We start from the raw sequence: 25,021 nt of genomic DNA, 5'->3' as shown, positions 1-25,021 counted from the left end.
CAATAAATTGCACGGTACGCAATTTATTGCATGCTATTTTTTGCATGGTCATACTTTTCTAGCTTGTAATATAAATTTCGAACGGAAATTCCTAACGCTTTTGCAGTTTGCGTTTTATTCCCATCAAATCTCTCCAAATATTCATGAATAATATTCCCTTCAAACTCTGTCACTAAATGTTCAAGTGGCTTTTCTTCTAATTCAGGTAATAAATGAGATTGCTTTGACTCCACCTGCTCTTCGTTATGTAATGGCGGTAAATGGTGTACATCAATATAGGTCTCGTTATAATTCATAAAGATAATAGCTCTTCCCAGAATATTTTCAAGTTCCCTCACATTCCCTGGCCATTCGTATGATTGTAAATATAAAATGGCTGAATCAGTGAGCCCTTCTACATTACGACCGTAATCTTGATTAATTTTTTGAATCAATCTGTCCGCAATTGTCGGTATATCTCCTTTACGTTGACGAAGAGATGGAATTTGAATTGGGATTTTATTTAATCGATAATATAAATCCTCCCTAAACTTCCCTTCTAGAATAGCCTTTTCTAAATTCACATGCGTCGCTGCAATTACTCGAACATTAATAGGTATCGCTTTCGTTCCACCAACTTTTACAATTTCTTTTTCCTGCAGTACACGAAGGAGTTTCGCTTGTGTATTTGCAGATAACTCCCCTATTTCATCTAAAAAAATACTACCGTTATTTGCTTCCTCAAAGAACCCACGTTTCCCGCCTCTTTTCGCTCCAGAAAACGCCCCTTCCTCATAACCAAATAATTCACTTTCTAACAACGTCTCCGAAATGGCCGCACAGTTTACACGGACGAACTTATTGTATTTTCGATTACTTCCATTATGGATTGCATGTGCAAACAATTCTTTACCAGTCCCAGATTCACCGCGTAACAGTACTGTTGCTGGTGTATTTGCTCCTAGCTTCGCCTGTTCGATAGCTGCCGTTGTTTCATCTGAATTCCCGACAATATCATCAAATGAATATTTCGCTTCTAATGTGCGAATAATTTGCCTTGCTCTATTCAATTCATTTGTTAACTTTTGAATTTCCGACACGTCACGGATAACGCCGACGCTTCCTTTCAATATTCCATCCACAATGACTGGTGCCACGTTTACAATTACATCGCGCTTTTTTTGCCCAATCTTCATATGTATTCCGCGCACCGCACGACGCGTTCGAAGTACTTTCATATGCATACTTTCGCCTTCTACAATATCAGTTGTAGCAGGCTTCCCAATAATATCTTCTTCTGTTAAACCCGTTAATTTCGTATATGCCGGGTTAATGACTAAACCTCTTCCTTTTTCATCCACAACCGAAATTGCTTCTTCAGATGAGTTAATAATTGCCTCTAATAGTGTTTGAATTTCCTTTAAATCTGTAACTTCTTCCGCTAAATCTACAACTTCTGTTATATCTTTAAAAATTGCAAATGCCCCTTGTACCTCTCCGCCCTCTTTTAATATCGGTATACGCGTTGTAATAATTTTCTTTCCATTCTCTAATGTTAGTTCATAATTTACTTCTATTTGTTTCGTACGTATAATGCGAAGTAATTTACTAGTTGGAATGACTTCTAAAATATATTTTCCTATCGCCTCTTCTTTTTTATATCCGATAATACGCTCTGCACTTTTATTAAAAAGACGAACTTGTCCCTCTCGATCAATTACGATCATGCCATCATGTGTAGAATTTAAAATTAATTCTCCTTGTTGCGTTTGTTCCTCTAATCGCCCAATTAGCCCTTCCTTCTCATGCGCTAATCCTGTAACAATTTTTGCGATATCACCTGGTATAAGAAGAGTGTCTTTTTTCTTTTTTTCCAATAAAACCTTATGCACATCATCTTCACCTGTCATATCAAATATTACATCGATATGCATAGAAAGAAATGGAGTTACACTTTCTCCAATTGCAATCCCGTATTCCTTAGCAATTTGTAGTCCTTTTGCCAACGGATTTATATCAATAATCCCTATAATTTGAAATATATTCGAACTTTGTAACAGATTCAGCAGTGCGCTCCCGCCTTCACCTGCACCAACAATTAATACTTTTTGTTTCATATATCCCACTTCCTCTCGAAGTAACTCTGCAAATTTTTTCACACTTTTATCTTACTCGTTCAGCACCCTCTTGACAAACCCCCTTTCCCTATAACATCATTAAAATATACGAAATAATCTGAAAAGGAGCGTTATGTATGCAGCGTTACGTTGCTCTACTATTAGCACTCATCCCTATTTCATTAGCTGTGTTTGGTATAAAGTTAATGAGAGATACTGTATTCGGGATTCTATTTCCACCAATCTCTATACTGTGGTTACAATTTTTAATCGGCGCTCTCTGCTTCGGGCTCGGGTTTTATATCTTCGGTGGCTTCGTCTTGCACCGAGACCGTAAACGAAATAAAGTACAAGCTCGCTTTAGAAGATAGGAATGCCCCACTATTTATAAATAAAAAAATGAGACCGTTACACGCGGTCTCATTTTTTTATTGGCATTAACGTTCTTGCCGTTTCAGGGTAATCAGTAATAATCGCCGATATATTCATATCAAAATATTTACGCATAAGCGTTTCTTCATTAATTGTATAAGGGCGAACCTCTACACCACTTTCCATCGTTAGTTCGGCAATAGCATCTTGAAGGTAACGATAATTCGGATGTACTGCTGTAGCCCCCATTTTTTTCGCGTATGCCCACGGACTATGCAAACCTTCGCGATATAAAATTGCTGTTTGAATATCAGGAGCCATCATATGGCACCGTTTCATACTGTAGTGATTAAACGAAGAAAATATAACACGATCCTCTAGACTAAATTTCCGCACAAGCGTTATAACTTCTTCCTCTAAACCTCTGTATGGAATTTTATTATTTTTAAGTTCAATATTAAGTAGCAAACTCGTTTGTTCAAGCCATTCTAATACCTCTTCTAAAAGTGGTATTTTACAAAAACCTACTTTATCACCAAATTTATAACTTGCATCTAACTTGCATAAGTCCTCATATACATAATTCCGAACCGCGCCTTTTCCATTTGTTGTCCGGTCCACCGTTTCATCATGAATGACGACAACTTTTCCATCTTTCGTTAATTGAACATCAAGTTCAATTCCATCCGCTCTAAAAGACTCAGCCGCTTCAAATGAAATCATTGTATTTTCTGGGTACGTTCCAGCCGCACCACGATGTGCAAATATAAGAGTCATCCTCACTCCCCCAATCTTATGCTATACTATACGAAAAAGGAGGTACTTCTATGAGACCATTACAAATCTCTCCAGATACTGCAGTCCGCTTATCAAAAGCACTAGGTGTTCCACTTGAACAACTCATGCATATGCCGCAGCACATTTTAATTCAAAAGCTAGTTGAATTAGAAAAACAAAATAAAGACGAAGAATAATACAGTCCTGTTTTGCAGGACTTTTTATTATTTTCTATTATATCACGGATGCCTTTCCTACTAAAATCCTTTAACAGATGTACTACGATGTGATTTAGCCGTTCCTTCATCATTTAATAATGAATCACATCTTTTCTTTTTTTGTTACACGTCATAAAGAAAGCAGACTATTTATTTATAAGTCCCCATTGCGTTCTAAAAACACGATCATAAAAAAACTAGAAGCCCTTTATATTATTTTTTATTGAACGTGCGGAGCATCCCCTGATTCGTATAGTTCTTTCGCTTTTCCCTCCCCGAATGTAGTTAAAATATAATGTTGCTCTTCTAACGCATCCATTGCTCTAGTTACTTTACAAACGCTATCTTCTTGAGCATCCGAGAAATAATTGTGATCTTCTACAATTTTACTAAAATCTTTTTTCGCCCATCTATCAGCAATTGCTAAAAGTTCATTTTTCTTCGTAAAGCTACTCTTATTTATAATTTCTTTTAATTTTTTAGCATTACTTTGAATCATTGGGATAGAGCCCGATTTTCGTTCTGCCACCACTTTTTGATGAGTCATGCGATGCATCGCTGTAATGACTTCGCTTTCAGTAGAATTTTCAGTAACATACACATCAACAAAGACCCCATCCACCTCTCTACCTACTATTGTTTGGTCTTCTTTTTTATCTATTTGAGCGCTCACTTCTTTATCTACTGGATTATCTGCAAGTTCTAACATTCCAAATGTAACTGCAATAGCAAGAACTCCCATAGCTGCTACTATTCCTAGCCAAGTTGAAATTTTATTTTCCATTCCCCTTCTCCCTATCTATATCTATTTTATTGCCTTATAAAAAACTCACTTACATGTAATATTACTGAAAATAGGTTTTATTTTCCACACTATCAAATAATCTCTTTTTCTCAACAAAATAAAAAGACCAACGAATTATAACATTCATTGGTCTTTCATTAAAAAGTTTATTGGCTTTAAATTTGATATCGAGTATCAATTTCAAGAATTATTAAGCTTTACTAAAGCTTAAATCCCTTACTACTTTTACTCTCAACTAGCTTTATGTTCAAGTCTCAGCTTATCCGCAACCATTGCGATAAACTCAGAGTTCGTAGGTTTTGCTTTTGACATGGATACTGTATAACCGAATAAGGACGAAATAGAATCAATATTCCCACGGCTCCAAGCTACTTCAATTGCGTGACGAATTGCGCGCTCCACACGGCTTGCTGTGGTATTATATTTCTTTGCGATATCTGGATACAATACTTTCGTAATCGATCCTAATAATTCGATATCATTGTATACCATGGAGATTGCTTCTCGTAAATACATATATCCTTTAATATGAGCGGGTACACCAATTTCATGAATGATACTCGTAATACTCGCATCTAAGTTTTTCGGTTTTCCATCTACTGTTGTTGCTGATCGGAATGATGGTAGTGGACGCTTAATCATAGCGTTTGCTTTACCACTCACTTGACGAATATGACTCGTTAAATTCTCCATATCAAATGGTTTTAATATGAAATATGAGGCACCTAAGTCAACTGCTTTTTTCGTCACATCTTCTTGCCCGAATGCTGTCAACATAATTACGCTAGGCTGTTTTAACCTTTCAATATGTCGCATTTTTTCCAATACAGCTAAACCATCTAAGTGTGGCATAATAATGTCTAAAACGAGTACATCAGGTTGCTTATCTGTTAATAAGTTTAAACACTCTTGACCATTATAAGCAGTACCGATTACTTCCATATCATCTTGAGCGGCTACATAGCTCTCTAACATTGATACTAATTCTTTATTATCATCCACAAGACATACTTTAATTTTCTCCACAGCTTTTCCTCCCTTACCGAATCGATTCTCCGACATGTGTATCCTTCTAGGCTACATGAATTGTTCGACAATTGTGTGAAAATTCCCTTTTAAAGTTTCTTACTTTCCGATAAAATCACAAAAAAATATGTTTATCGTTCATTTATTCCCTTTCGCAACACATTCCATCATAGAAATACAACGAAACGTTCAACCCTTTCCTTTTATTTTACAACAAAAAACACCTCTTGCGGAGCTTTTACAAAATTTCAACGAATTTTTCAACAGAAAAAGCGAGCTAATAATATATATTAGCTCGCTTTTTTCTCTTGATCATAAATATTAATTCCAGCTTGATGTAACATCCATTCAATATGAACACCATATCCTGATGTTGGATCATTTACAAATACGTGTGTAACAGCACCAATTACTTTTCCATTTTGTACAATTGGACTTCCACTCATTCCCTGTACGATACCGCCCGTTTTCGCTAATAGACGTTTATCTGTTACTTTTATTACCATACCCTTTGTGGCTGGGAATTTTTGTTGCACTGTACTAACAACTTCAATATCAAACGCTTCTACTTTATCTTGATCAATAACTGTTAATATTTTTGCCGGTCCTTCTTTTACTTGATGAGATAATGCGATAGGCATCGCTTTATCCATTATACCGTTTTTCATATTCGTATTTAATTTTCCAAAAATACCATATGGACTATTAATTGTAATATTGCCAATCACTTCACGGTCTGGTGAGAATCTTGCTAATTTCTCCCCTGGATTCCCATGACTACCTCTTTCAATTGATGTAACTGTCGAGCGCATAATTTGTCCATCTTCGACTTGAATCGGCTTTTTCGTATCATTATCAGAAATAACATGACCAAGTGCCCCATATTTCATAGAATCTGGATGAACAAATGTCATCGTTCCAATTCCAGCTGCCGAATCACGGATATACAAGCCAATTCGATAAGACGATTCACCGTTGTCTTTTTGTGGAGTTAGCTTCGTACGAATATATTTTCCATCTCTTAACAATACAAGATTAAGCGGTTCACCTGTTTCTCCACTATTATGAATAAACGGTGCTACATCACTCATTCTTTCAATTGTTTTACCATTAATTTCAGTAATCATATCTCCAATTTGTACACCTGCTATTTCACCAGGAGATATTTTACCTTTTTCAGTTTGAATTAAATGATGGCCTACAACAAGTACACCTTTTGTATTTAATTTCACACCAATTGATTGTCCACCTGGAATCACTTTAAAATCTTTTAACACTTTCACATTTACTTTTTTCACTGGAAAACCAGCAAGCTGAAATACCATATCAGCTTCACCATTTTGATGAGAATTTACCATAAGTCCTTGTTTTTGTTCATTCGAACTCACTGTAAATACATGACGATTTGTGGATGAAGCTTTGAAAACTGGTAATGATGATATTTCTGATTGTTGTCCTTCAAAAACAACAAGTTGTTTCGGTGATGAAATAAACGTTCGAAGCGGTTTAAAACATCCAATAAAAACTAAAGAAACAAGGAGACAAAGACCTATTATTTTTCGAAATTTTTCTAATTTCAACTTGTTCACTCTCCTCGCTCCTACCCCACATTCAGCCTCTTGGCTTCACTTTTTAATCTCTCCTTGCAGTGCTTTATTTATAACCGGAAGAATTAAGAAATCGTCATTTGAGAAAAAAAGCTATCCATTACTGGATAGCCTCTGCTGTCTGTTTAAAATGATGTGCTTGCGTAAGTAATTCTTTCGCATGCTCCGTCGTTAAATCTGTGATTTCCACACCAGAAATCATTCGAGCTATTTCTGTTACTTTATCCTCCATAGTTAAAACAGTAACTGATGTAATTGTCCGATCATTCGCTACTTGTTTTCGAATAAATAAATGTGAATCTGCCATTGAAGCTACTTGAGGTAAGTGCGTAATACAAAGTACTTGCGAGTTTACTGATACTCGATAAATTTTTTCCGCAATAGCCTGCGCGACCCGGCCACTTACACCCGTATCCACTTCATCAAAAATAACAGATGCAACTCCTTGATGCTTAGAAAAAATGCTTTTTAAAGCTAAAATGATACGAGATAACTCTCCGCCAGAAGCAACCTTTGAAAGTGGTTTTAGCGGCTCTCCTGGGTTCGTTGAAATATAAAATTCCACATGATCGTAACCATCCGCCGTAAGTCTTACCGGCGCACCTTCCACAAGGGGCTCTTCTGCATTTCCTTCTCTCTTCATAATTCTCACTTCAAATTTCGTTTTTTCCATATATAATTCTTTTAATTCCTGATGAATTGCATTTGTAAGGTGTTCTGCAAGTTCATGACGCATATTACTTAACAACGTTGCTTCTTTCAGAATAACACTTTCTAATTCCTTCAACTGTTTCTTCGTCGTTTCAATATGAACGTCTTTATTTTCAATCGTAAAAATTTCCTGTTCAATTTTATCAGCATACGCTAAAATCTCTTCTACAGTATTTCCATATTTTCTCTTTAGCATACGAATTTCATTCAAACGTGTTTCGATTTCATCTAAACGATTTGGATCATATTCCATCATATCGAGCTTTTCTCTCAGTTGATAGGCAACCTCTTCTAATAAGTAATAGCTATTTGCAATTGAATCATGATTTTCCTGATACACTTCATCTAAATGTGTAATACTTTCCATTTGCCCCATTGCACTTCTTACATTATCTAACCCTTGTCCGTCGGCACTTAACGAACGATATGCATCACCTAACGCTTTATAAATCTTTTCAAAATTAGAAATTTGCAATCGTTCCTCAGTTAATTCATTTTCTTCATCCATCTTTAAATCCGCCTTGCGAATTTCTTCATGCTGAAATTGAATTAAATCTAAGCGATGTGCCATTTGTTGCTCATTTTCACTTAACGATTTCAATTGTTTTTTTAATTTTTCATAGTCAGCGTATACGTTTTGATATATGTCTAATTGTTTAACGATTCGATCCCCATCAAAGTGATCAAGCATAAACAGATGTCGTTCTTCATTCATTAAATCTTGCGTTTCGTGCTGTCCATGAATATCAACAAGTGTTTTCCCAATTTCTTTTAATATGCTAAGTGTAACAAGCTTCCCATTTACACGACATACACTCTTCCCGTTCGCAGCAATATCACGCTTTAAAATAATCATGCCATCTTCTATTTCTATATCTAACTCTTCTGCCTTTTCAATACATGGATGCTTCTCATCTTCAACATAAAATAGCCCTTCAATCTCAGCCTTTTCTGTTCCATATCGAACAAATTCTGCTGACCCACGGCCACCTACAAGTAAACTAATTGCATCAATAATAATCGATTTTCCGGCCCCTGTTTCACCGCTTAAAACCGTTAAACCTTTTTGAAAAGAAATATTTAATGCTTCAATAATAGCAAAGTTTCTAATCGATAATTCCGATAACAATGCCCCATTCACCTCGTTATAAAATAATCCCTTACTAAAGGATTTTCTCAGTTCTTCATTCAAATAATCATGCTATATATTTGTATGTATATACTCTTCTAACCCGCTTCATTGTACCAAACATTTGTTTTACGGGTCAATCCATCTATTTTCTAACTTTATGCAAACAAAATATTATATTACAATTGAAAATTCATATTTTTAACCAATAAAAATATCTTGTTCACTTTCCACTTTACGATGGAAAGCAAACAAGATTTTTTGTTACAACATATTTAAGAAACGATCAGAGACAACACCTGTATCGTCAGGTGTACGGCAAATAATTAAGCAAGTATCATCACCACAGATGGTTCCGATGATCTCATCCCACTCTAAATGATCAATAAGTGCTCCAAGTGAATGAGCGTTACCAGGCAATGTTTTTAGCACAAGCATATGTCCTGCCGTGTCTAATTTTACAAATGAATCCACTAGATTTCGTTTTAATTTTTGTAACGGGTTAAATCGTTGATCTGCTGGCAAGCTATATTTATAGCGCCCATCATGTAATGGCACCTTCACTAAGTGCAGTTCTTTAATATCGCGCGATACTGTTGCTTGCGTTACATTAAATCCCTCATTACGTAAAATATCAACTAATTCATCTTGTGTTTCAATTTCTTTGTTTGCAATAATTTCCCTGATTTTAATATGGCGCTGACCTTTATTCATACATTTGCACCTCACACTATCTCTTACCATAGTTTAAACATTGGTATACTTCACTTATTTATGTTAACTTATAATTCGTTTCTTGTACACAATTGTTTTTACAATCATTATACAATTACAGCAAAAAGAGGAACAACATATGTTATTCCCCTTTCCCTTTTTGTTTTAGAACTTCATGCGCTTCTGTAACAACTTGCTCTATAGAAATCGGAGAATGATTTTCGCCATTCTCACGTTCACCATGCCATTTCAGATGAATTAAAAATTCAATATTACCATCCCCACCCGTAATTGGTGAGAATGTTAAACCTTCCACATCATAGCCTTCTTTTAAAGCAAACTCGACAATCATTTCTACAACAGCTTCATGTACTTTTCTATCGCGAACGATACCTTTTTTCCCAACTTGCTCTCTTCCAGCTTCAAACTGCGGTTTAATTAACGCTGCTACATCTCCGTTAGGCATAAGCATTGTTTTTAAAACTGGCAGTATAAGCTTTAATGATATAAATGAAACATCAATACTTGCAAATTGAGGTAAACCACGTTCTAAGTCTGCTGGTGTCACGTAACGGAAGTTTGTTCGTTCCATTACAACAACACGCTCATCTTGACGTAATTTCCACGCTAGTTGATTGTATCCTACATCTAATGCATAAGATAATTTCGCTCCATTTTGAAGCGCGCAATCTGTAAAGCCACCAGTTGATGAACCAATATCTATCATAACTTTATCTTGTAAATCAAGATGAAATGTCTCTAATGCCTTTTCAAGTTTATAACCACCACGACTTACATACGGCATAACTTGTCCCTTCACCGTAATCTCAGTATCTTGCGAGATTTTCTCTCCTGGCTTATCAAGTCTCATCTCATTCGCATATACGAGTCCGGCCATAATGGCGCGCTTTGCTTTCTCACGCGTTTCTATAAGTCCTCGCTCTACTAATAGTACATCTACTCTTTCTTTTTTTACGCTCATTTGTTACGCCCTTTTTTGTTTTGATGGAATCATTGTATGAATACGGTCTACAACAGCATCTGTCGTTAAACCAATTTCTTCTAATAATTTTGTTACACTCCCGTGCTCTATGAAGCGATCTGGAATACCCATTCGTTCAACTAATGCACTATGGTAACCATTTTCAGATGCAAATTCAACTACTCCTGTTCCAAAACCACCGATTAAACAAGCTTCTTCAATCGTTAAAATCGGTATATTCTTTCCTAGAAGATCATGTAAATATGCTTCATCCATTGGTTTAATAAAGCGAGCATTCACTACTTTCACTGAAACCCCAGCTTTTTCAAGACGCTCAGCTGCTTCCATTGCCATTGGTATTGTCGTACCAAACGTTAAAATAGCTGCTTGTGTACCCTCTTTTAACGTCTCCCACGTACCGATTGGAATCGCCTTTAATTCTTCATCCATATGAACGCCAAGTCCATTACCGCGCGCATAACGCAATGCGATTGGTCCATCTTCATATTGCATCGCCGTATAAACTAAATGTTGCCCTTCATTTTCATCTTTCGGCATCATAAGCACCATATTCGGCAAGTGACGTAAGAATGAGATATCAAATACGCCTTGATGCGTTTCACCATCTGCTCCTACTAATCCCGAACGATCTATTCCGATGAAAACATTTAAATTTTGGCGGCATATATCATGAACAACTTGGTCATATGCTCTTTGTAAAAATGTTGAATAAATCGCTAAGAATGGCTTCATTCCTTGCGTTGCCATACCTGCTGCCATTGTTGTAGCATGCTGTTCTGCAATACCTACATCAATCATACGATCTGGGAATTCTTTTTGGAATTTCTCAAGTTTTGATCCAACAGGCATTGCAGGTGTAATTGCTACGATACGCTCATCTGCTCTCGCTAGCTTAAGTACTGTTTCACTAACGACAGCACTCCATGCTGGTGCAACTTCTTTCGGCTTAACGAAGTCACCTGATTCAATTTTATAAGGTCCTGTTCCATGCCAAGTTCCAATAACGTCACTCTCAGCCGGTTTATAACCTTTTCCTTTTTTCGTAATAACGTGAACGAGTACTGGGCCTTTTGTTTTCTTTGCATATTGCAACGTTTCGAATAACTTTTCATAATCATGCCCATCGACTGGACCTAAATATGTAAAGCCTAACTCTTCGAAAAAGACACCAGATACTAGTAAATATTTAAGACTATCTTTTATTTTCTCTGCTGTCGCAGCCACTTTCCCGCCAACTGCTGGGATTTTCTTTAATATATACTCTAATTCATCTTTTACCCAGTGATATTTTCCTGCGGTACGTAAACGACCGAGCACATTATGAAGCGCACCAACGTTTGGTGCAATTGACATTTCATTATCATTCAAAATAACAATCATGTCTGTTTTTTCATGTCCAATATGGTTCAATGCCTCTAAAGCCATTCCGCCTGTTAAAGCACCATCTCCAATAATTGGTATAACATATTCTTTCGTTTTCTTTAAATCACGTGCCAGAGCCATTCCCATTGCAGCCGATAACGAAGTCGAGCTATGACCAGTTTCCCATACATCGTGCTCACTCTCACAACGTTTCGGGAAACCACATAGACCTTGATATTGCCTTAATGTACCAAACTCTTTCGCGCGTCCAGTTAAAATTTTATGTACATAGGATTGATGTCCTACATCCCATAAAAATTTATCTTGCGGGCTATCAAATAATTTGTGCAGAGCAATTGTGAGTTCTACTACACCTAAATTAGGTGCAATATGTCCACCTGTTTGAGAGAGCTCTTCAATTAAAAACTTACGAATATCCTCACTCAATCCCTCTAGTTCACTGATAGACATATCTTTCAAAAAACTAGGGTTTTGAATTTGCGTTAGATCCACATGGATCACTCACTTTCATTTCATAATCTGTCAACATGTCAAATATTATAAAAAACATTTACACAAAACAAGAAATTCTCTTTTCTATTTTTCGTCTTGTCCCGCTATTAACCAGTCTATTGCGCCTTAATCCTATTATAAACCATATTTCTTCAGGCGATGAAAAAAATAGCCGCTAACACGAAGTGATAACGGCAATGTAATCTACATATATTTTTGCCAATAACAAGAAAAGAAAAACCTTTTCCTACATTTATATCATAAAATGATGAATGACTCAACAAATGAAAACGCTGTTATATTAGTTATTACGTTTTGCAATCAAATCGCAAATAGATAGTAAATATTCATCTTGTAATTGCAAGGAGCTAATCGCACCTTTTGCTTCTGCAATTGTTTCTTCTAAAATATCCTTTGCTCTATCTACAGTAAACAACGTCGTATATGTGCTCTTTTCATTCGAAAGATCACTACCAATCGGTTTTCCAATCTCTTCTTCAGTTCCTTCGACATCTAAAATATCATCTCGAATTTGGAAAGCTAGACCGATATATTTGGCAAACGTAAGCAACTTTTCTTCTTGCTCTTCTGTCGCATCAGAAAGTATCGCACCCGCAAGTACAGCAAATTCAAGTAGTTTTCCGGTCTTATGTTTATGGATGTACTCCAATTCATCAATCGTAAGGCGTTTCCCTTCCGCTTCCATATCTGCCACTTGTCCGCCAACCATTCCTTCTGGTCCTGCTGCTTTTGCGAGTTCAAGTACAAGTCTTACTTTTTTTTCAGCAGAAATTTCTTTTTGCTCATATGCCATAATAACTTGAAAAGCGTATGTCAATAAGCCATCTCCTGCTAAAACTGCCATCGCTTCACCAAATACTTTGTGATTTGTGGGCTTTCCTCTTCTTAAATCATCATCATCCATACAAGGTAAATCATCATGAACTAACGAATATGTATGAATCATTTCAAGAGCACAAGCTGCACCTACTCCAAGATTTCTTTCTTTCCCAAACGCTTGTAATGTTGCAAACAAAAGTAACGGGCGGAGACGTTTTCCACCCGCTTCCAAAGAATATGCCATCGCTTCACGAAGTACATTTGGACATTGTAATCCATTTGCATAGCTTACAAGTTTTTCTTCTACGAAAGTTTTACTTTCTTTCAAAAAAGTATCAAAAGCAATCGTCACTATGCTTCATCTCCTAAAGCAGTAAACGGTTCAAGCTCTCCATCTTCCCCAAGAATAACTGCCATTTGTTCTTGTACATTCTTCAGCTTCTCATCACAAAGCTTAGATAATTCCATACCTTCTTTAAAATAAGAAATCGCTTCTTCTAAAGGTACGTCACCTTGTTCTAGCTTAGAAACAAGATGCTCAAGTTGCGAAATTGCCTCTTCAAAGCTTAATTTATTTTCCATTATTCAATTCACGCTCCTCTATGCCTGATACGCTACAATCTAGTATTCCATCTTGTAATTGAACTGAAACAGCATCTCCAAGGCTTACATCTTTCACACTTTTTAACACTTGCTTCTCTTCATCATATACAAGCCCGTACCCTCTCATCATTACTTTAAGCGGACTTAACGCTTCAAGTTTTTGAGCAGCTCTTACAAAGGCAAATTCTTTCGTTTGAAGTAACGTTTGCATTTCACGTTGTAATTGCTTTTGCAACGTTTCCACAGCTACCTTCGTTTGCATAATTTTTTGAGATGGGTGGTGCTTCTCTAAATAAAATGAAAGTTGCTTTAACTGATTCACCTTTTTATCAATATAGCGCTCTTTCGCTAAAACAAGCTGTTCTAGCGCTCTATCTAATTGCTCTTCCTTTTGCTCATATACTTGTCTTGGATAACGGAACGCATACGATTTTTGCAACACTTGTAGTTTTTCTTCTTTTTTATGTACTAACTCTCTCATTGCTCTTTGCAATCTCAGAGTTCTTTGTAATACCTTTTCTTGTAACTCTATAATGTTAGGTGCTGCCAACTCAGCTGCTGCGGTCGGTGTTGGCGCGCGTAAATCTGCAACAAAATCTGCAATTGTAAAATCTGTTTCATGGCCTACTGCCGAAATAATAGGAATTTCACTCTTAAAGATTGCTCTTGCAACCATTTCCTCATTGAAAGCCCATAATTCCTCAATAGAACCTCCACCACGACCAACGATTAGTACATCTATCTCTCCCATTTCATTCGCTGTACGAATCGCTTGTACAATCGAGGGAGCCGCTGACTCCCCTTGTACAAGTACCGGAAATACAATAACATTCCCAATTGGATAACGACGTTTAATCGTTGTTATAATATCACGAATCGCTGCTCCTGTTGGCGACGTAATCACACCTATTGTTTTAGCGTAAGGAGGAATCGCTTTTTTATAAACTTGAGAAAAAAGTCCTTCCTCTTCTAAACGAACTTTTAACTGTTCGTACGCTAAATGTAAATTTCCGACTCCGTCAGGCTGCATGTCTTGAATATAAATTTGATAAGAACCACTCGCCTCGTAAACAGAGATTTTTCCTTTCACGAGTACCTTCATCCCATTTTCAGGTTTGAATTTAATATTACGATTATGGCCCGCAAACATAACCGCTGCGATTCTTGCATTTTCATCTTTCAATGTAAAATACATGTGGCCACGGCTATGATTTTTAAAGTTGGAAATTTCACCTTTTAACCAAACAGACTGCAAATGCGGATCATATTCTATTTTTGTTTTTATATAGCGTGTTAACGCTGTAACGGTTAAATATTGCTTCTCCATTTCTCTCTCCTCATAGCCGAATCAAATTATTTACAAACGACACCTGCACGTTTGGCAGATTCAACAGTATTATGAAGAAGCATTGTGATTGTCATTGGACCAACACCCTTTGGAACAGGTGTAATGTAACCCGCAACATCTAACACGTTGTCAAAGTCAACATCACCACAAAGTTTTCCTGTTTCTAAACGGTTAACACCAACGTCAATTACAACCGCTCCTTCTTTAATATAATCCGCTGTTATCATTTTAGGTCGTCCAACAGCTACGATTAAAATATCAGCTAACTTCGATAACTCTTTCATATTTTGCGTCTTAGAATGACAATATGTGACAGTTGCATTTTCATTTAAAAACAATTGCCCCACTGGTTTACCGACAATATTACTTCTTCCAATTACTACTACATGTTTTCCAGAAATATCAAGATTTGTTTCTTTTACTAATTCTACAATACCATGCGGTGTACATGGAAGGAATGTATCTTGTCCCGTCATCATGCGTCCCACGCTGATTGGGTGAAATCCGTCTACATCCTTTTCTGGTGAAATTCTTTCAATGATAGCTTTTTCTTCAATATGTTTTGGTAAAGGTAATTGCACTAATATACCATTAATACGGTCATCGCCATTTAAGCGATCGATTTCAGCAAGCAAACGTTCCTCAGTAATTGTTTCAGGAAGTTCAATTAGCTCTGAGTAAATCCCTACTTGTTCACAGCCTTTTTCTTTTCCTTTCACATAAGAACGAGATGCTGGATCTTCTCCAACTAAAATAACTGCTAATCCTGGTACAATACCTTGCTCTTTCAACTTCACAACTTCTTCTGTTAATTGTGCTCGTTTTTTCTCCGCAACTTCATTTCCTTTGATGATTACTGCTACCATTTTAAGATTCCCCCTTAAAGAATTTACAGTGTATCTTTTATATTAGATAAAACGCCGTTAATAAAACGACGAGATTCCTCATCCCCAAATGTTTTAGCAATTTCAATTGCTTCGTTAATTGTTACGTTGTGTGGAATTTCTTCCATGTATTTCATTTCATACACAGCTACACGTAAAATACTGCGATCAACAATACTAATACGCTCAAGCTTCCACTTTTTTAAATTTTGACGAATCGCTTCATCGATTGCTTCTTTATTTTCTACAAAACCTACTACAAGTGACTCTAGAAACTCATTTGTTTCTTCGCCTTCATCTAGCGTGTTTTCCACTGCTACTTTCGGTTCTAATTCACCTGTAATATCCATTTGGTATAATGCTTGCATTGCTCTTTCTCTAGCCGTCCTACGTTTCATTGTAACTCTCCTTTATGCTTCAAGTCTTTCCTTATACTTTGTTATATTATTATAATTTATAAGCCGTCAATTCACTTACTCTTACAGTTTTCATTGATTTTCCAACCTTATAATACAATGATAATAACACAATTTATCGTTTCACACACGGGTTACAAGGCTGAAAAATAATAAAAAGATTAACTTCAAGTTCCATATCTTATCACAATGTACGTTTTTTGGAAAAACGACACATTTTCTTGTTTATTTCTTATTTTTTGAAATAGTATAATAATTAGAGGGTTGTAATTTGTGAAGAAATGAAACGATAAAAAAGATGCCTATGTTACTAGGCACCTTTTCATTCTTACACTGGTTCGATTTCTGTTTTTTGTGTTTCGAATGTTACGCCAACGATGTGAACATTCACTTCTTTTGGCTCAAGTCCTGTCATTGTAAAGAGTGCTTGGCGAATATTGTCTTGAATCTTTTGTGCAACAACTGGAATTGCTACACCAAAATACATTACAACATAAAGGTCAACGATAATATCTTCGTTTGCTAATTCAACCTTTACACCTTTACCATGATTTTTCTTACCTAACTTCTCAACAACATCTGTAGCAAAATTACCGCGCATTGCCGCTACACCTTCTACTTCAGCAGCTGCAATACCTGCAATTACTTCAATTACTTCTGGTGCAATTTCTACTTTACCAAGAGTTGTATCTTGACCCATATCTAACATATGTTCAGCCATGAAAAAAACCTCCTTTAATGTATCACTGCGTCACAAGTTCATGCTCTTCCAAAAATTTCGTATTAAACTCACCTTTTACAAAATCAGGATGATCTAGCAATTGCAAATGGAACGGGATTGTTGTATGTACGCCTTCAATGACAAATTCACTAAGTGCGCGCTTCATTTTTGCAATTGCCTCTTCACGTGTTTTTCCGTGAACAATTAATTTAGCAACCATCGAATCATAGAAAGGTGGGATTGAATATCCCGGATATACAGCTGAATCGACGCGAATACCAAATCCTCCTGGTGGTAAATACATTTCTACTTTACCTGGAGATGGCATAAATTTTTTGGCAGGGTTTTCCGCATTAATTCGACATTCAATTGCCCAACCATTAAATTGTACTTCTTCTTGCTGTAACGATAACTTTTCTCCTGAAGCAACAAGAATTTGCTCTTTAATTAAGTCCATTCCCGTTACCATTTCAGTAACCGGATGCTCAACCTGAATTCTCGTATTCATCTCCATGAAATAAAAGGTTTTCGTTTTATATTCATAAATAAACTCAACCGTACCAGCACCTGTATAATCAACCGCTACCGCCGCTTTAACTGCCGCTTCACCCATCTGCTTGCGAATATCTTCATCAAGTGCAGGTGATGGACTTTCTTCTAATAGTTTTTGCAAACGGCGCTGAATTGTACAATCACGCTCTCCTAAATGAATGGCATTTCCGTGTGTATCTGCCATTATTTGAATCTCAACATGGCGGAAATCTTCAACGTACTTTTCTAAGTATACACCAGGGTTCCCAAAAGCGGTACTAGCTTCTTGCTGTGTAATTTGAATTCCTTTTATAAGCTCTTCTTCATGGCGTGCAACACGAATACCTTTTCCGCCGCCACCTGCAGTCGCTTTAATAATAACTGGATATCCAATTTGATTAGCAAGCTCGATCGCTTCTTCGGTATTTTTAATAATCCCTTGTGAACCTGGTACAATCGGAACCCCTGCTTCTTTCATTGTATCACGAGCAACGTCTTTTGTGCCCATCTTTGAAATAGCTTCTGGACTTGGACCGATAAAAATCAAGTTACATTCACGGCATAACTCTGCGAAATCTGCATTCTCTGCTAAAAATCCGTATCCCGGATGAATAGCATCGCAGCCTGTTAACTTCGCAACGCTAATAATGTTTGTCAAATTTAAATAGCTTTCTTTCGAAATCGTTGGTCCTACACAATACGCCTCGTCTGCAATCTGTACGTGAAGTGACTCTTTATCTGCTTCTGAATAAATTGCAACTGTTTCAATATCCATTTCTTTACAAGCACGAATAATTCGTACAGCAATTTCCCCACGATTGGCTATTAATACTTTTTTTATCATCACAAAGACTCCCTTATTACGCTTTTACAAGAAATAGCGGTTGTCCATACTCAACAAGTTGTCCGTTATTAACAAGAATTTCAACAATTTCGCCCTCTACATCAGCATCAATTTCGTTAAATAACTTCATAGCCTCGACAATACATACGATAGAATCTTTCGATACTCTATCCCCAACACTTACATATGGAGGGGTATCAGGCGAAGAAGAAGAATAGAATGTACCTACCATCGGTGATGTGATTTTATGTAGGTTTTCATTTTGAACAGCCTTCTTCTCTTCTTGTTTTGGTGCTTCTGCTTGTGCTGCTGCTACTTTCGTTTCAACTTCAACAGGCGCTACTGGTTGCATAGCTTGTTTTGCTGCAGGTGCTTGCACAGCAACAACTTCATTACCACGCTTTTTCATTTTGATTGTTGTACCGTCTTTTTTGTATTCAAATTCATCAATATTAGAGCTATCAATTAATTTAATTAATTCGCGAACTTCTTGAATTTTAAACATGTAAAATCCACTCCCATACTCTTGTTTGTCCCGTTTTTACAGATTCTCGTCACGAAAACTAGATTGACTGTAAAAATACGATGTACTCTATTAGAAAATATATTTCATTAACTAATAGAAATATTTACTATTTCCATCTTACGATAAATTTTTTAAACATTCCAATTTATATTTCTTTATAATAAATCGAAATTCCTGTAAAAATATTATTCCAATAAAAAATTTAATACCTAGTAATAATACCAAGTTTCACATGAAATTGGCAAGACCACTTCTAAAAAAACATTCACTACTTTTTCAAAACGTTACACAGCAAACATGCCATTCCCTCTCCACTCTTCACCACACCTATAGTCAATAACATATTTTTACCAAATATTATTTTTTTGTTTACACGCCGTTCATCATTCCTTCATATAAGAATAGTATGTTCAAAGTGTAGAAAATATATTGTGTCGAGGTGTGGAAATATGATATGGCTCATTCTCTTTTTACCTGCTGTAATCGTTTGGGCATGCGTTCTTTTCATCCACGTCAAATCCGGAAAAAGTAATCATCAGTACCATGAACCACTAATCTTTTACTCACAACGTATTTCTCCGTTCCGAGTTGAACATAGTAAAAATAATTACAAAGACGAAATAGAAAAAAGCTATCGAAAATGATAGCTTTTTTCTATTCACACGTACTTACATACTCTTTTTACTATTTGCATACCCTTTGCTTAGTAAAAGATAATAATCCGCAGGGAAATCCCTACGGATTAAAGTTTCACTTATTTCGCTGGTGGATCAAATTTCACACCTACATCTTTTGATCCGCCTTCACTTCTTACAAGTTGAATAATTTTATTTGCTTCTTTCTGTGAATGTTTTGCCGCTTTAACCGTTACTCTAATATCAGTGCCATCAGCTCTTACAAGAGCATCTGGATATCCTCCTTGAGATTTAATTACTGTCTCAAGTAATTCTTGCTTCGTTTCCATTGTAGTGATTGCATCAAAGTTATCTTTCGCTTTACTCTTTTCTGTCGCTGAAGATTTCGAAGAATTCATCACTTCTTGTAATTTTGCTTTCTCTTCACTACGCTGATCTTCCATTTGCATACGTAAAGCTGTGAAATTCTCATCACTTGATTGAACTGATACATTGCCCTCTTTTTTACTTGTTTCTTTTTTTGCATTTTCTTTTTTGTCTGTTTCTTTATTTGTTGTTTCTTTGCTTGTATTTTCTTTTTTCGGAGTTTCTTTAGGCGCTTCGTTTGTTACTGCTTTATCAGTACCTTGTTTTTCTTGTCCAATCTTTTCACCTGTTGCTGGCGATGCTGTATTCATTTTGTCAGGAGTTGTCACGTAATACACAGATAGTACAACAACTAAACTTAACATCGTTAATAGCCAAACTGTTTGTTTTTTTAACACTTTATTTCCTCCCTATCAATTTTTCGGTGAAACTGAAACGCGATGGGCCGGTACATCTAGCAGCCTTATCACAGCTTCTTTTACCATTGCTTTAACTTGTATATTATCCACTCCCTTTGCTACGACAAGAACACCACGTACTTTCGGCTTCTCTGTTCGTAAAACAACAGGAGTTTCTTTATCCCCTTCACGTATAATGACAGTCTTTTCATCAAGAGACTCGTCCTCTACTTCTCTCTTACCGCCTGTTTTATCTGTTTCACCTGTTGTTTGTGAGCGTTTCACTGTATTTTTTTCTAAAATTTTTTCTTCAGATGAATCCAAATTCACTTTAATTGTTACGTCTTTTACTCCTGCTATTTCTTCTAAAGCAGTTTTTAATTCTTGTTCATACGCTTTTTCATATTTTTCTACATTTGACATATTATCATTATTTTTTTGTCCAAAAGTTGGTACATCTTTTTCCTGGTTTTGAGTTTTTTGTTCTTTAAATACAGGTACTTCTTCTTTTTCACTTGAAAAAAAACTACTAGAAAACATAAGCAACATTCCAAGTATGAGTAGGACAAGTAAGAACTTAGGTGTTACCTTTCTTCCCTTCTCATTACTTTCTTTTTCATCTCCATTCAATAAGTTTCGAAAAAATGAGAACTTCGAATTTTTATCTTTATTGTCCATTTACTCTACCTGTCCTCCCTTCCATTTGAACTTGGATTTGTTTATTCTCTAGTTGCCACCTGCTTGAAAAGAAGTCTTTCATTTCTACATTCGTTTCCTCTACTTTTTTCGGTGGTTCTTTCGTGTTAATTTCAACTGGTTTTACTGTTTCGATTGCATCATTTTTACTACGTTCTTTTTCTTTTAACGTCACAACAACAGATTGAATATCTTTCGCTGACTTTACTTCCGCTGTGCTTTCCGCTGCGACTATTTGTATTTCAGAGACTGACATACCATACTGTTTCTCAAACTCTTTTCCTACTTCTTTTTTCATTTTGGTAGCCATCTCTTCTAAACTATATGCACGTGTTAGAGCTTGTATTTCTTTTTTCTTCGAATCTATTGAATTTTTTACAGATCCTTCTGCTACGTACTTTTCTTCATTAAAATTTGCAATTACTTCATTTACATCTGTCTGCAATAGTTTAAAAAGAGGTGTTAAAATTAATACGACTAACAAAAGACTTACAACGAATTTAACGTATTTTTGCAAATTCGAATTTGGAAGAATAAGATGAAGCATTGTCGCTAAGAGCAAAAAAACGATAATATTTCTGATCCACTCTGTAACAAATTGCATACTCTTCACCTCCTACCGCATCATAAGTGTAATATTCCCCGCAGCAATAATAATTGTAATACTTAAAAAGAACATAAATGATACGATAGCTAAGCAAGCAAATACGTAAATGATGCTTCGTCCAATAATGTCTAAGCATTGAATAATTGCTCCGCCGCCAACCGGTTGCAATACTGCTGCTGCGAATTTATAAATAAATGCGATACAGAAAATTTGAATCGCTGGAAAAGCAACAATTAAACATAAAATGACGAGCCCAATAATTCCGACTGTGTTTTTCAATAATCCTGATGCGCTAATAACAGTATCTGCCGCTTCTGTAAACATCCTTCCGACTACTGGAATGAAGTTCCCTGTTACAAATTTAGCAGTTTTCACAGCTATTCCATCAGCAACGGCTGTTGCTGTTCCTTGTACAGATAATACCCCTAAAAAAATCGTTAAAAAGATACCGATAATCCCAACGCTAACGTTTTGCAGAAGCTTGGACAATTTCGTCACTTTATATTGATCACTCATTGTACTTACAATACTTAATATCGTTGCCAGTAATAAAAGCGGTAGAACGATATAATTCATAAGAAGCCCGCTTGTATTCATTAAGAAAATGATAATCGGATGAAAGAAAGATACAGATACAACCCCGCCACCAGTCGCTATAAGCGCCAATAAAATTGGCAATAGCGCTAATATGAAATCTACCATTGTTTGTATCGTTTCTCTTGCATATGTCATAACGACATAAAAACTATTTAAAGCAAAAATAATAAGTACCATATATACAACAGCATCAGCAATTTTACTTACACTACTTTTTGAAAAAGCGGATTGCAGTGATTGCAACAATGCACTAAAGATTGTGAGCATAATGAGTGTGCCAAGCAGTTTTCCATTAGCTGCAAGCTCATGAAATAAATATTTTAATAACCCTATCATCCACTCTTTTAGAGAGAATTCTTTTTCTCCCTTTACAAACTCCATAAAACTCCCTTTTTGACTCTCTGGCAAATAGCCTCCATATTTTGTAACAAGCCCGTCCCAAAATTGCTTCACATCTTCAATTCCGAGCTTATCCAATTGTTGATCAACGACGTTTGTTTCTACAGGAGAAGCTTGTACAACAACTGGTAAAGAAAAGAAAAGGAAGCAAGCAAATAGCAGCTTAGCTCCAAACCTCCTCAACATTCACTCCCCCTTATCCCGTCGGTAAAAATCCGAGAATAGTTTCAATTACAACCGTCAAAATAGGAATTGCCATAACGAGAATTAAGATTTTCCCAGCAAGTTCAATTTTCGAAGCGATGGCACCTTGACCAGCATCTTTTGTAATTTGAGCTCCAAACTCGGCAATATAAGCAATTCCAATAATCTTTAGTAACGTTTCCACGTAGACGTTACTAACTTTCGCTTCACTCGCAACTCTCTCAATCATTTGTAAAATAGAATGAATTTGATCGATTAAAATAAGAAACATCACGCTACCTACGAACACAATAAATAAAGATGTAATACTAGATTTATGCTGGTTCAAAACAGCAGCTAAAAACGTAGCAACGAGGCCTAATCCGACAATTTGTATAATTTCGATTCGAACCGCCTCCTTTACTGGAAGAGAAAGACACTTTTAATCTTGTCGAATAGCGTATTAATTAAAAATGCAACATGAAATAAAATGACGACAAAACCGACAAGGATAACCCAATTTGCAATATCCTCACGCTTCAATTCTTTTAGTACAGTATGAATGAAAGCTAAAACAATGCCGATTCCGGCGATTTGAAATATTAATCCAACATCAATGGACATCGCCTTTCTCCCCCCTATAGCAGTAAAATTACAATAAGTAGCCCTGCTAGTACCCCTAAGCTCTTAATCATTTTTTCGTATTGCAGTTGTAAAGCTTTCGCTTCCTCTTCTTCTCTCTCCAAATGTGTAATACATAAGCGAATATGTTTTTGTTGTGATTCACGATCATGTTGCCCTAGCGTTTCACCAAATTGCTGCAGTATTTCATACTCGGTTTGTTGAAAAGCCGTCAACTTCCAATTCTCTTTCAAACTATCTATCCAAGCTTCCCTTACTGTTTGTTCTCCACTTTCTAGTTTTTTAGCGAAACTTTGAAATATCCAATTTAATGGCTTTGGCATTTGTTTAACTAATCGCTCGGCAGCCTCAGATAAAGGTGTGTGTCCATACATAATTTCTGCCTCTAATGATTGAAGTGCTGATTTTAATAACCTAAGTTGCCTCGGTCTCTCACTGTATCTTTTAGCGTACGAAAACCCGAAAAAGGTGCTGACCGCAACGATTAACACTGCACCAAATATTTTCACCATACGCCCTCAGCCTTTCTATTTGATAACACTGGTTTTCCATATTTATCTTTCACCTGCATAACCGTTCCTGGACCCCTCGCTTTTGACAACTCCACAAACCTATCAAATATACCAAGCTCTAGCACTGCCTTGAGCGATGGACGTCTCACAACATCCTCATAGGAAAATCCGTGTGCGCTTATAAAAAGCTGGACACCTGCATGCACTGCCTCCATAATTGCTTCACTATCTTCTTTACGGCCAATTTCATCTACGATCAAAATATCAGGACTCATAGAACGAATCATCATCATCATTCCTTCTGCCTTTGGACATGCGTCTAACACATCGACTCGGGTACCAAAATCATATTGCGGGATCCCTTTCACACAACCAGCAATTTCTGACCGTTCATCAACGATCCCCACTTTACAGGAAGGAATTTCCGAAGCACTTACCCCTTGACTCATGCAACGTGCTACATCTCTTAAGAGTGTCGTTTTTCCCGTTTGGGGAGGGCCAATTACCATCGTGTTTAACCACCTTTTTTCATACAAATATGGCAAAAGCGGTTCAGCAATCCCTATTTTTTGACGAGCAATACGAATATTAAAGGAAGAGACATCACGAATCATTTTCACTGCGCTTTTTTCTGTAATGACTTTTCCTGCTAACCCGATTCTATGCCCTCCGCGAAGCGTCACATACCCACGTTTTAATTCCTCTTCCATCGTATAAATTGAGAATTGACTTAACTTATTCAATAAGTAAATAGCATCCTCTGCAGTAGTGATATAGTCATAAAAAAACACCTTTCCGTGTGCAATACACTCTAGCGGCCTTCCAATTCGAACACGAATTTCCTCTAAAGCATCGTATTGCTTACATTCTTCAATTAAGTACTTCATCGTTTTTGGTAAAACTTCTAATACCTCTTTCATCGGCTTCTCCCCACTATACT

The 25,021-nt window shown here is 36.4% G+C and carries 28 protein-coding genes; 3 read left to right on the top strand and 25 right to left on the bottom strand.

Translation table 11 applies throughout. The annotated features are described in order from the left end of the window. Positions 1-23: 23 nt before the first annotated feature. Positions 24-2,096 (bottom strand): sigma-54 interaction domain-containing protein, encoded by a 2,073-nt coding sequence (locus ACTFRU_RS15390; protein ID WP_033666632.1) that lies wholly within the window; start codon positions 2,094-2,096, stop codon positions 24-26. A 137-nt stretch (positions 2,097-2,233) separates the two neighbouring features. Between ACTFRU_RS15390 and ACTFRU_RS15385 the strand changes: the two genes are divergently transcribed. Continuing rightward, positions 2,234-2,467, top strand: a complete 234-nt coding sequence (locus tag ACTFRU_RS15385; protein WP_001190211.1) for a DUF2627 domain-containing protein — start codon at positions 2,234-2,236, stop codon at positions 2,465-2,467. A gap of 49 nt (positions 2,468-2,516) precedes the next feature. Here ACTFRU_RS15385 and ACTFRU_RS15380 read toward each other — a convergent pair whose 3' ends face one another. Next, entirely contained in the window at positions 2,517-3,245 is a 729-nt protein-coding gene (locus ACTFRU_RS15380) for a glycerophosphodiester phosphodiesterase (RefSeq protein ID WP_000172583.1), read from the bottom strand. 50 nt (positions 3,246-3,295) lie between these two features. Here ACTFRU_RS15380 and ACTFRU_RS15375 point away from each other — a divergent pair, with 50 nt between their 5' ends. Next, positions 3,296-3,442 carry a YycC family protein gene (locus tag ACTFRU_RS15375; protein ID WP_001247671.1) on the top strand — a complete coding sequence of 49 codons (147 nt, stop codon included), beginning with the start codon at positions 3,296-3,298 and terminating at the stop codon, positions 3,440-3,442. 241 nt (positions 3,443-3,683) lie between these two features. Here the strand turns inward: ACTFRU_RS15375 and ACTFRU_RS15370 are convergent, their stop codons facing one another. The 15 genes from ACTFRU_RS15370 to accB form a co-directional block, all read right to left on the bottom strand. Beyond that, positions 3,684-4,247, bottom strand: coding sequence for a PRK06770 family protein (locus tag ACTFRU_RS15370; protein WP_000428230.1), 564 nt, complete (start codon positions 4,245-4,247; stop codon positions 3,684-3,686). Positions 4,248-4,499: 252 nt separating this feature from the next. Next, positions 4,500-5,294, bottom strand: coding sequence for a sporulation transcription factor Spo0A (gene spo0A, locus ACTFRU_RS15365; RefSeq protein WP_011110369.1), 795 nt, complete (start codon positions 5,292-5,294; stop codon positions 4,500-4,502). A gap of 290 nt (positions 5,295-5,584) precedes the next feature. Further along, a complete protein-coding gene (gene spoIVB / locus ACTFRU_RS15360) occupies positions 5,585-6,883 on the bottom strand; it encodes a SpoIVB peptidase (protein ID WP_002024767.1) in 1,299 nt (432 codons plus the stop codon). Between the two features lie 118 nt (positions 6,884-7,001). Next, a complete protein-coding gene (gene recN, locus ACTFRU_RS15355; RefSeq protein WP_000947767.1) occupies positions 7,002-8,741 on the bottom strand; it encodes a DNA repair protein RecN in 1,740 nt (579 codons plus the stop codon). A 264-nt stretch (positions 8,742-9,005) separates the two neighbouring features. Beyond that, positions 9,006-9,455, bottom strand: a complete 450-nt coding sequence (gene argR / locus ACTFRU_RS15350) for an arginine repressor ArgR (RefSeq protein WP_001032580.1) — start codon at positions 9,453-9,455, stop codon at positions 9,006-9,008. Between the two features lie 142 nt (positions 9,456-9,597). Continuing rightward, a complete protein-coding gene (locus ACTFRU_RS15345) occupies positions 9,598-10,437 on the bottom strand; it encodes a TlyA family rRNA (cytidine-2'-O)-methyltransferase (protein ID WP_000111875.1) in 840 nt (279 codons plus the stop codon). Between the two features lie 3 nt (positions 10,438-10,440). Beyond that, positions 10,441-12,333, bottom strand: coding sequence for a 1-deoxy-D-xylulose-5-phosphate synthase (gene dxs / locus ACTFRU_RS15340; protein ID WP_000366452.1), 1,893 nt, complete (start codon positions 12,331-12,333; stop codon positions 10,441-10,443). Between the two features lie 301 nt (positions 12,334-12,634). Then, positions 12,635-13,525, bottom strand: coding sequence for a (2E,6E)-farnesyl diphosphate synthase (gene ispA, locus ACTFRU_RS15335; protein WP_000150380.1), 891 nt, complete (start codon positions 13,523-13,525; stop codon positions 12,635-12,637). Continuing rightward, positions 13,525-13,755, bottom strand: a complete 231-nt coding sequence (gene xseB, locus ACTFRU_RS15330) for an exodeoxyribonuclease VII small subunit (protein ID WP_000428423.1) — start codon at positions 13,753-13,755, stop codon at positions 13,525-13,527. Before xseB ends, ispA begins: the two co-directional genes overlap by 1 nt. Next, positions 13,745-15,103 (bottom strand): exodeoxyribonuclease VII large subunit, encoded by a 1,359-nt coding sequence (gene xseA, locus ACTFRU_RS15325; RefSeq protein WP_000415249.1) that lies wholly within the window; start codon positions 15,101-15,103, stop codon positions 13,745-13,747. Before xseA ends, xseB begins: the two co-directional genes overlap by 11 nt. Before the next feature lie 26 nt (positions 15,104-15,129). Then, positions 15,130-15,990: a bifunctional methylenetetrahydrofolate dehydrogenase/methenyltetrahydrofolate cyclohydrolase FolD gene (gene folD / locus ACTFRU_RS15320; RefSeq protein WP_000226732.1), complete on the bottom strand. Its 861-nt coding sequence runs from the start codon at positions 15,988-15,990 to the stop codon at positions 15,130-15,132. A gap of 23 nt (positions 15,991-16,013) precedes the next feature. Continuing rightward, positions 16,014-16,406 carry a N utilization substance protein NusB gene (nusB, locus tag ACTFRU_RS15315; protein ID WP_000830247.1) on the bottom strand — a complete coding sequence of 131 codons (393 nt, stop codon included), beginning with the start codon at positions 16,404-16,406 and terminating at the stop codon, positions 16,014-16,016. A gap of 346 nt (positions 16,407-16,752) precedes the next feature. Next, positions 16,753-17,145 (bottom strand): Asp23/Gls24 family envelope stress response protein, encoded by a 393-nt coding sequence (locus ACTFRU_RS15310; protein ID WP_000807630.1) that lies wholly within the window; start codon positions 17,143-17,145, stop codon positions 16,753-16,755. Positions 17,146-17,167: 22 nt separating this feature from the next. Then, on the bottom strand, positions 17,168-18,520 hold the full coding sequence (accC, locus tag ACTFRU_RS15305) for an acetyl-CoA carboxylase biotin carboxylase subunit (RefSeq protein WP_000592870.1): 1,353 nt from the start codon (positions 18,518-18,520) through the stop codon (positions 17,168-17,170). 16 nt (positions 18,521-18,536) lie between these two features. Next, a complete protein-coding gene (gene accB, locus ACTFRU_RS15300; protein WP_000472859.1) occupies positions 18,537-19,025 on the bottom strand; it encodes an acetyl-CoA carboxylase biotin carboxyl carrier protein in 489 nt (162 codons plus the stop codon). A 470-nt stretch (positions 19,026-19,495) separates the two neighbouring features. Between accB and ACTFRU_RS15295 the strand changes: the two genes are divergently transcribed. Beyond that, a complete protein-coding gene (locus tag ACTFRU_RS15295) occupies positions 19,496-19,690 on the top strand; it encodes a hypothetical protein (protein WP_000638000.1) in 195 nt (64 codons plus the stop codon). 110 nt (positions 19,691-19,800) lie between these two features. Here the strand turns inward: ACTFRU_RS15295 and ACTFRU_RS15290 are convergent, their stop codons facing one another. The 8 genes from ACTFRU_RS15290 to spoIIIAA are packed head-to-tail and all read right to left on the bottom strand — an operon-like array spanning position 19,801 to position 25,001. Then, positions 19,801-20,445, bottom strand: coding sequence for a SpoIIIAH-like family protein (locus ACTFRU_RS15290; RefSeq protein ID WP_000914709.1), 645 nt, complete (start codon positions 20,443-20,445; stop codon positions 19,801-19,803). A 15-nt stretch (positions 20,446-20,460) separates the two neighbouring features. After that, positions 20,461-21,123, bottom strand: a complete 663-nt coding sequence (spoIIIAG, locus tag ACTFRU_RS15285; protein ID WP_368935512.1) for a stage III sporulation protein AG — start codon at positions 21,121-21,123, stop codon at positions 20,461-20,463. Further along, positions 21,113-21,745, bottom strand: a complete 633-nt coding sequence (gene spoIIIAF, locus ACTFRU_RS15280) for a stage III sporulation protein AF (protein ID WP_001161052.1) — start codon at positions 21,743-21,745, stop codon at positions 21,113-21,115. Before spoIIIAF ends, spoIIIAG begins: the two co-directional genes overlap by 11 nt. A gap of 12 nt (positions 21,746-21,757) precedes the next feature. Beyond that, entirely contained in the window at positions 21,758-22,930 is a 1,173-nt protein-coding gene (gene spoIIIAE, locus ACTFRU_RS15275) for a stage III sporulation protein AE (protein WP_000946110.1), read from the bottom strand. Positions 22,931-22,940: 10 nt separating this feature from the next. Then, positions 22,941-23,324, bottom strand: a complete 384-nt coding sequence (gene spoIIIAD / locus ACTFRU_RS15270) for a stage III sporulation protein AD (protein WP_077393170.1) — start codon at positions 23,322-23,324, stop codon at positions 22,941-22,943. Between the two features lie 23 nt (positions 23,325-23,347). Beyond that, positions 23,348-23,551 carry a stage III sporulation protein AC gene (gene spoIIIAC / locus ACTFRU_RS15265; protein ID WP_000020914.1) on the bottom strand — a complete coding sequence of 68 codons (204 nt, stop codon included), beginning with the start codon at positions 23,549-23,551 and terminating at the stop codon, positions 23,348-23,350. 14 nt (positions 23,552-23,565) lie between these two features. Continuing rightward, entirely contained in the window at positions 23,566-24,081 is a 516-nt protein-coding gene (gene spoIIIAB, locus ACTFRU_RS15260) for a stage III sporulation protein SpoIIIAB (protein WP_000238702.1), read from the bottom strand. Then, complete coding sequence (gene spoIIIAA, locus ACTFRU_RS15255) at positions 24,075-25,001, bottom strand: stage III sporulation protein AA (protein ID WP_000665905.1); 927 nt, start codon at positions 24,999-25,001, stop codon at positions 24,075-24,077. Before spoIIIAA ends, spoIIIAB begins: the two co-directional genes overlap by 7 nt. Between the last annotated feature and the right edge of the window lie 20 nt (positions 25,002-25,021).

The sequence above is a fragment of the Bacillus cereus group sp. MYBK220-1 genome, assembly GCF_051916445.1.
Lineage (GTDB): Bacteria > Bacillota > Bacilli > Bacillales > Bacillaceae_G > Bacillus_A > Bacillus_A cereus.
Note: the sequence above shows the minus strand (reverse complement) of the source record. Positions and strands in the feature narration are given on the sequence as shown.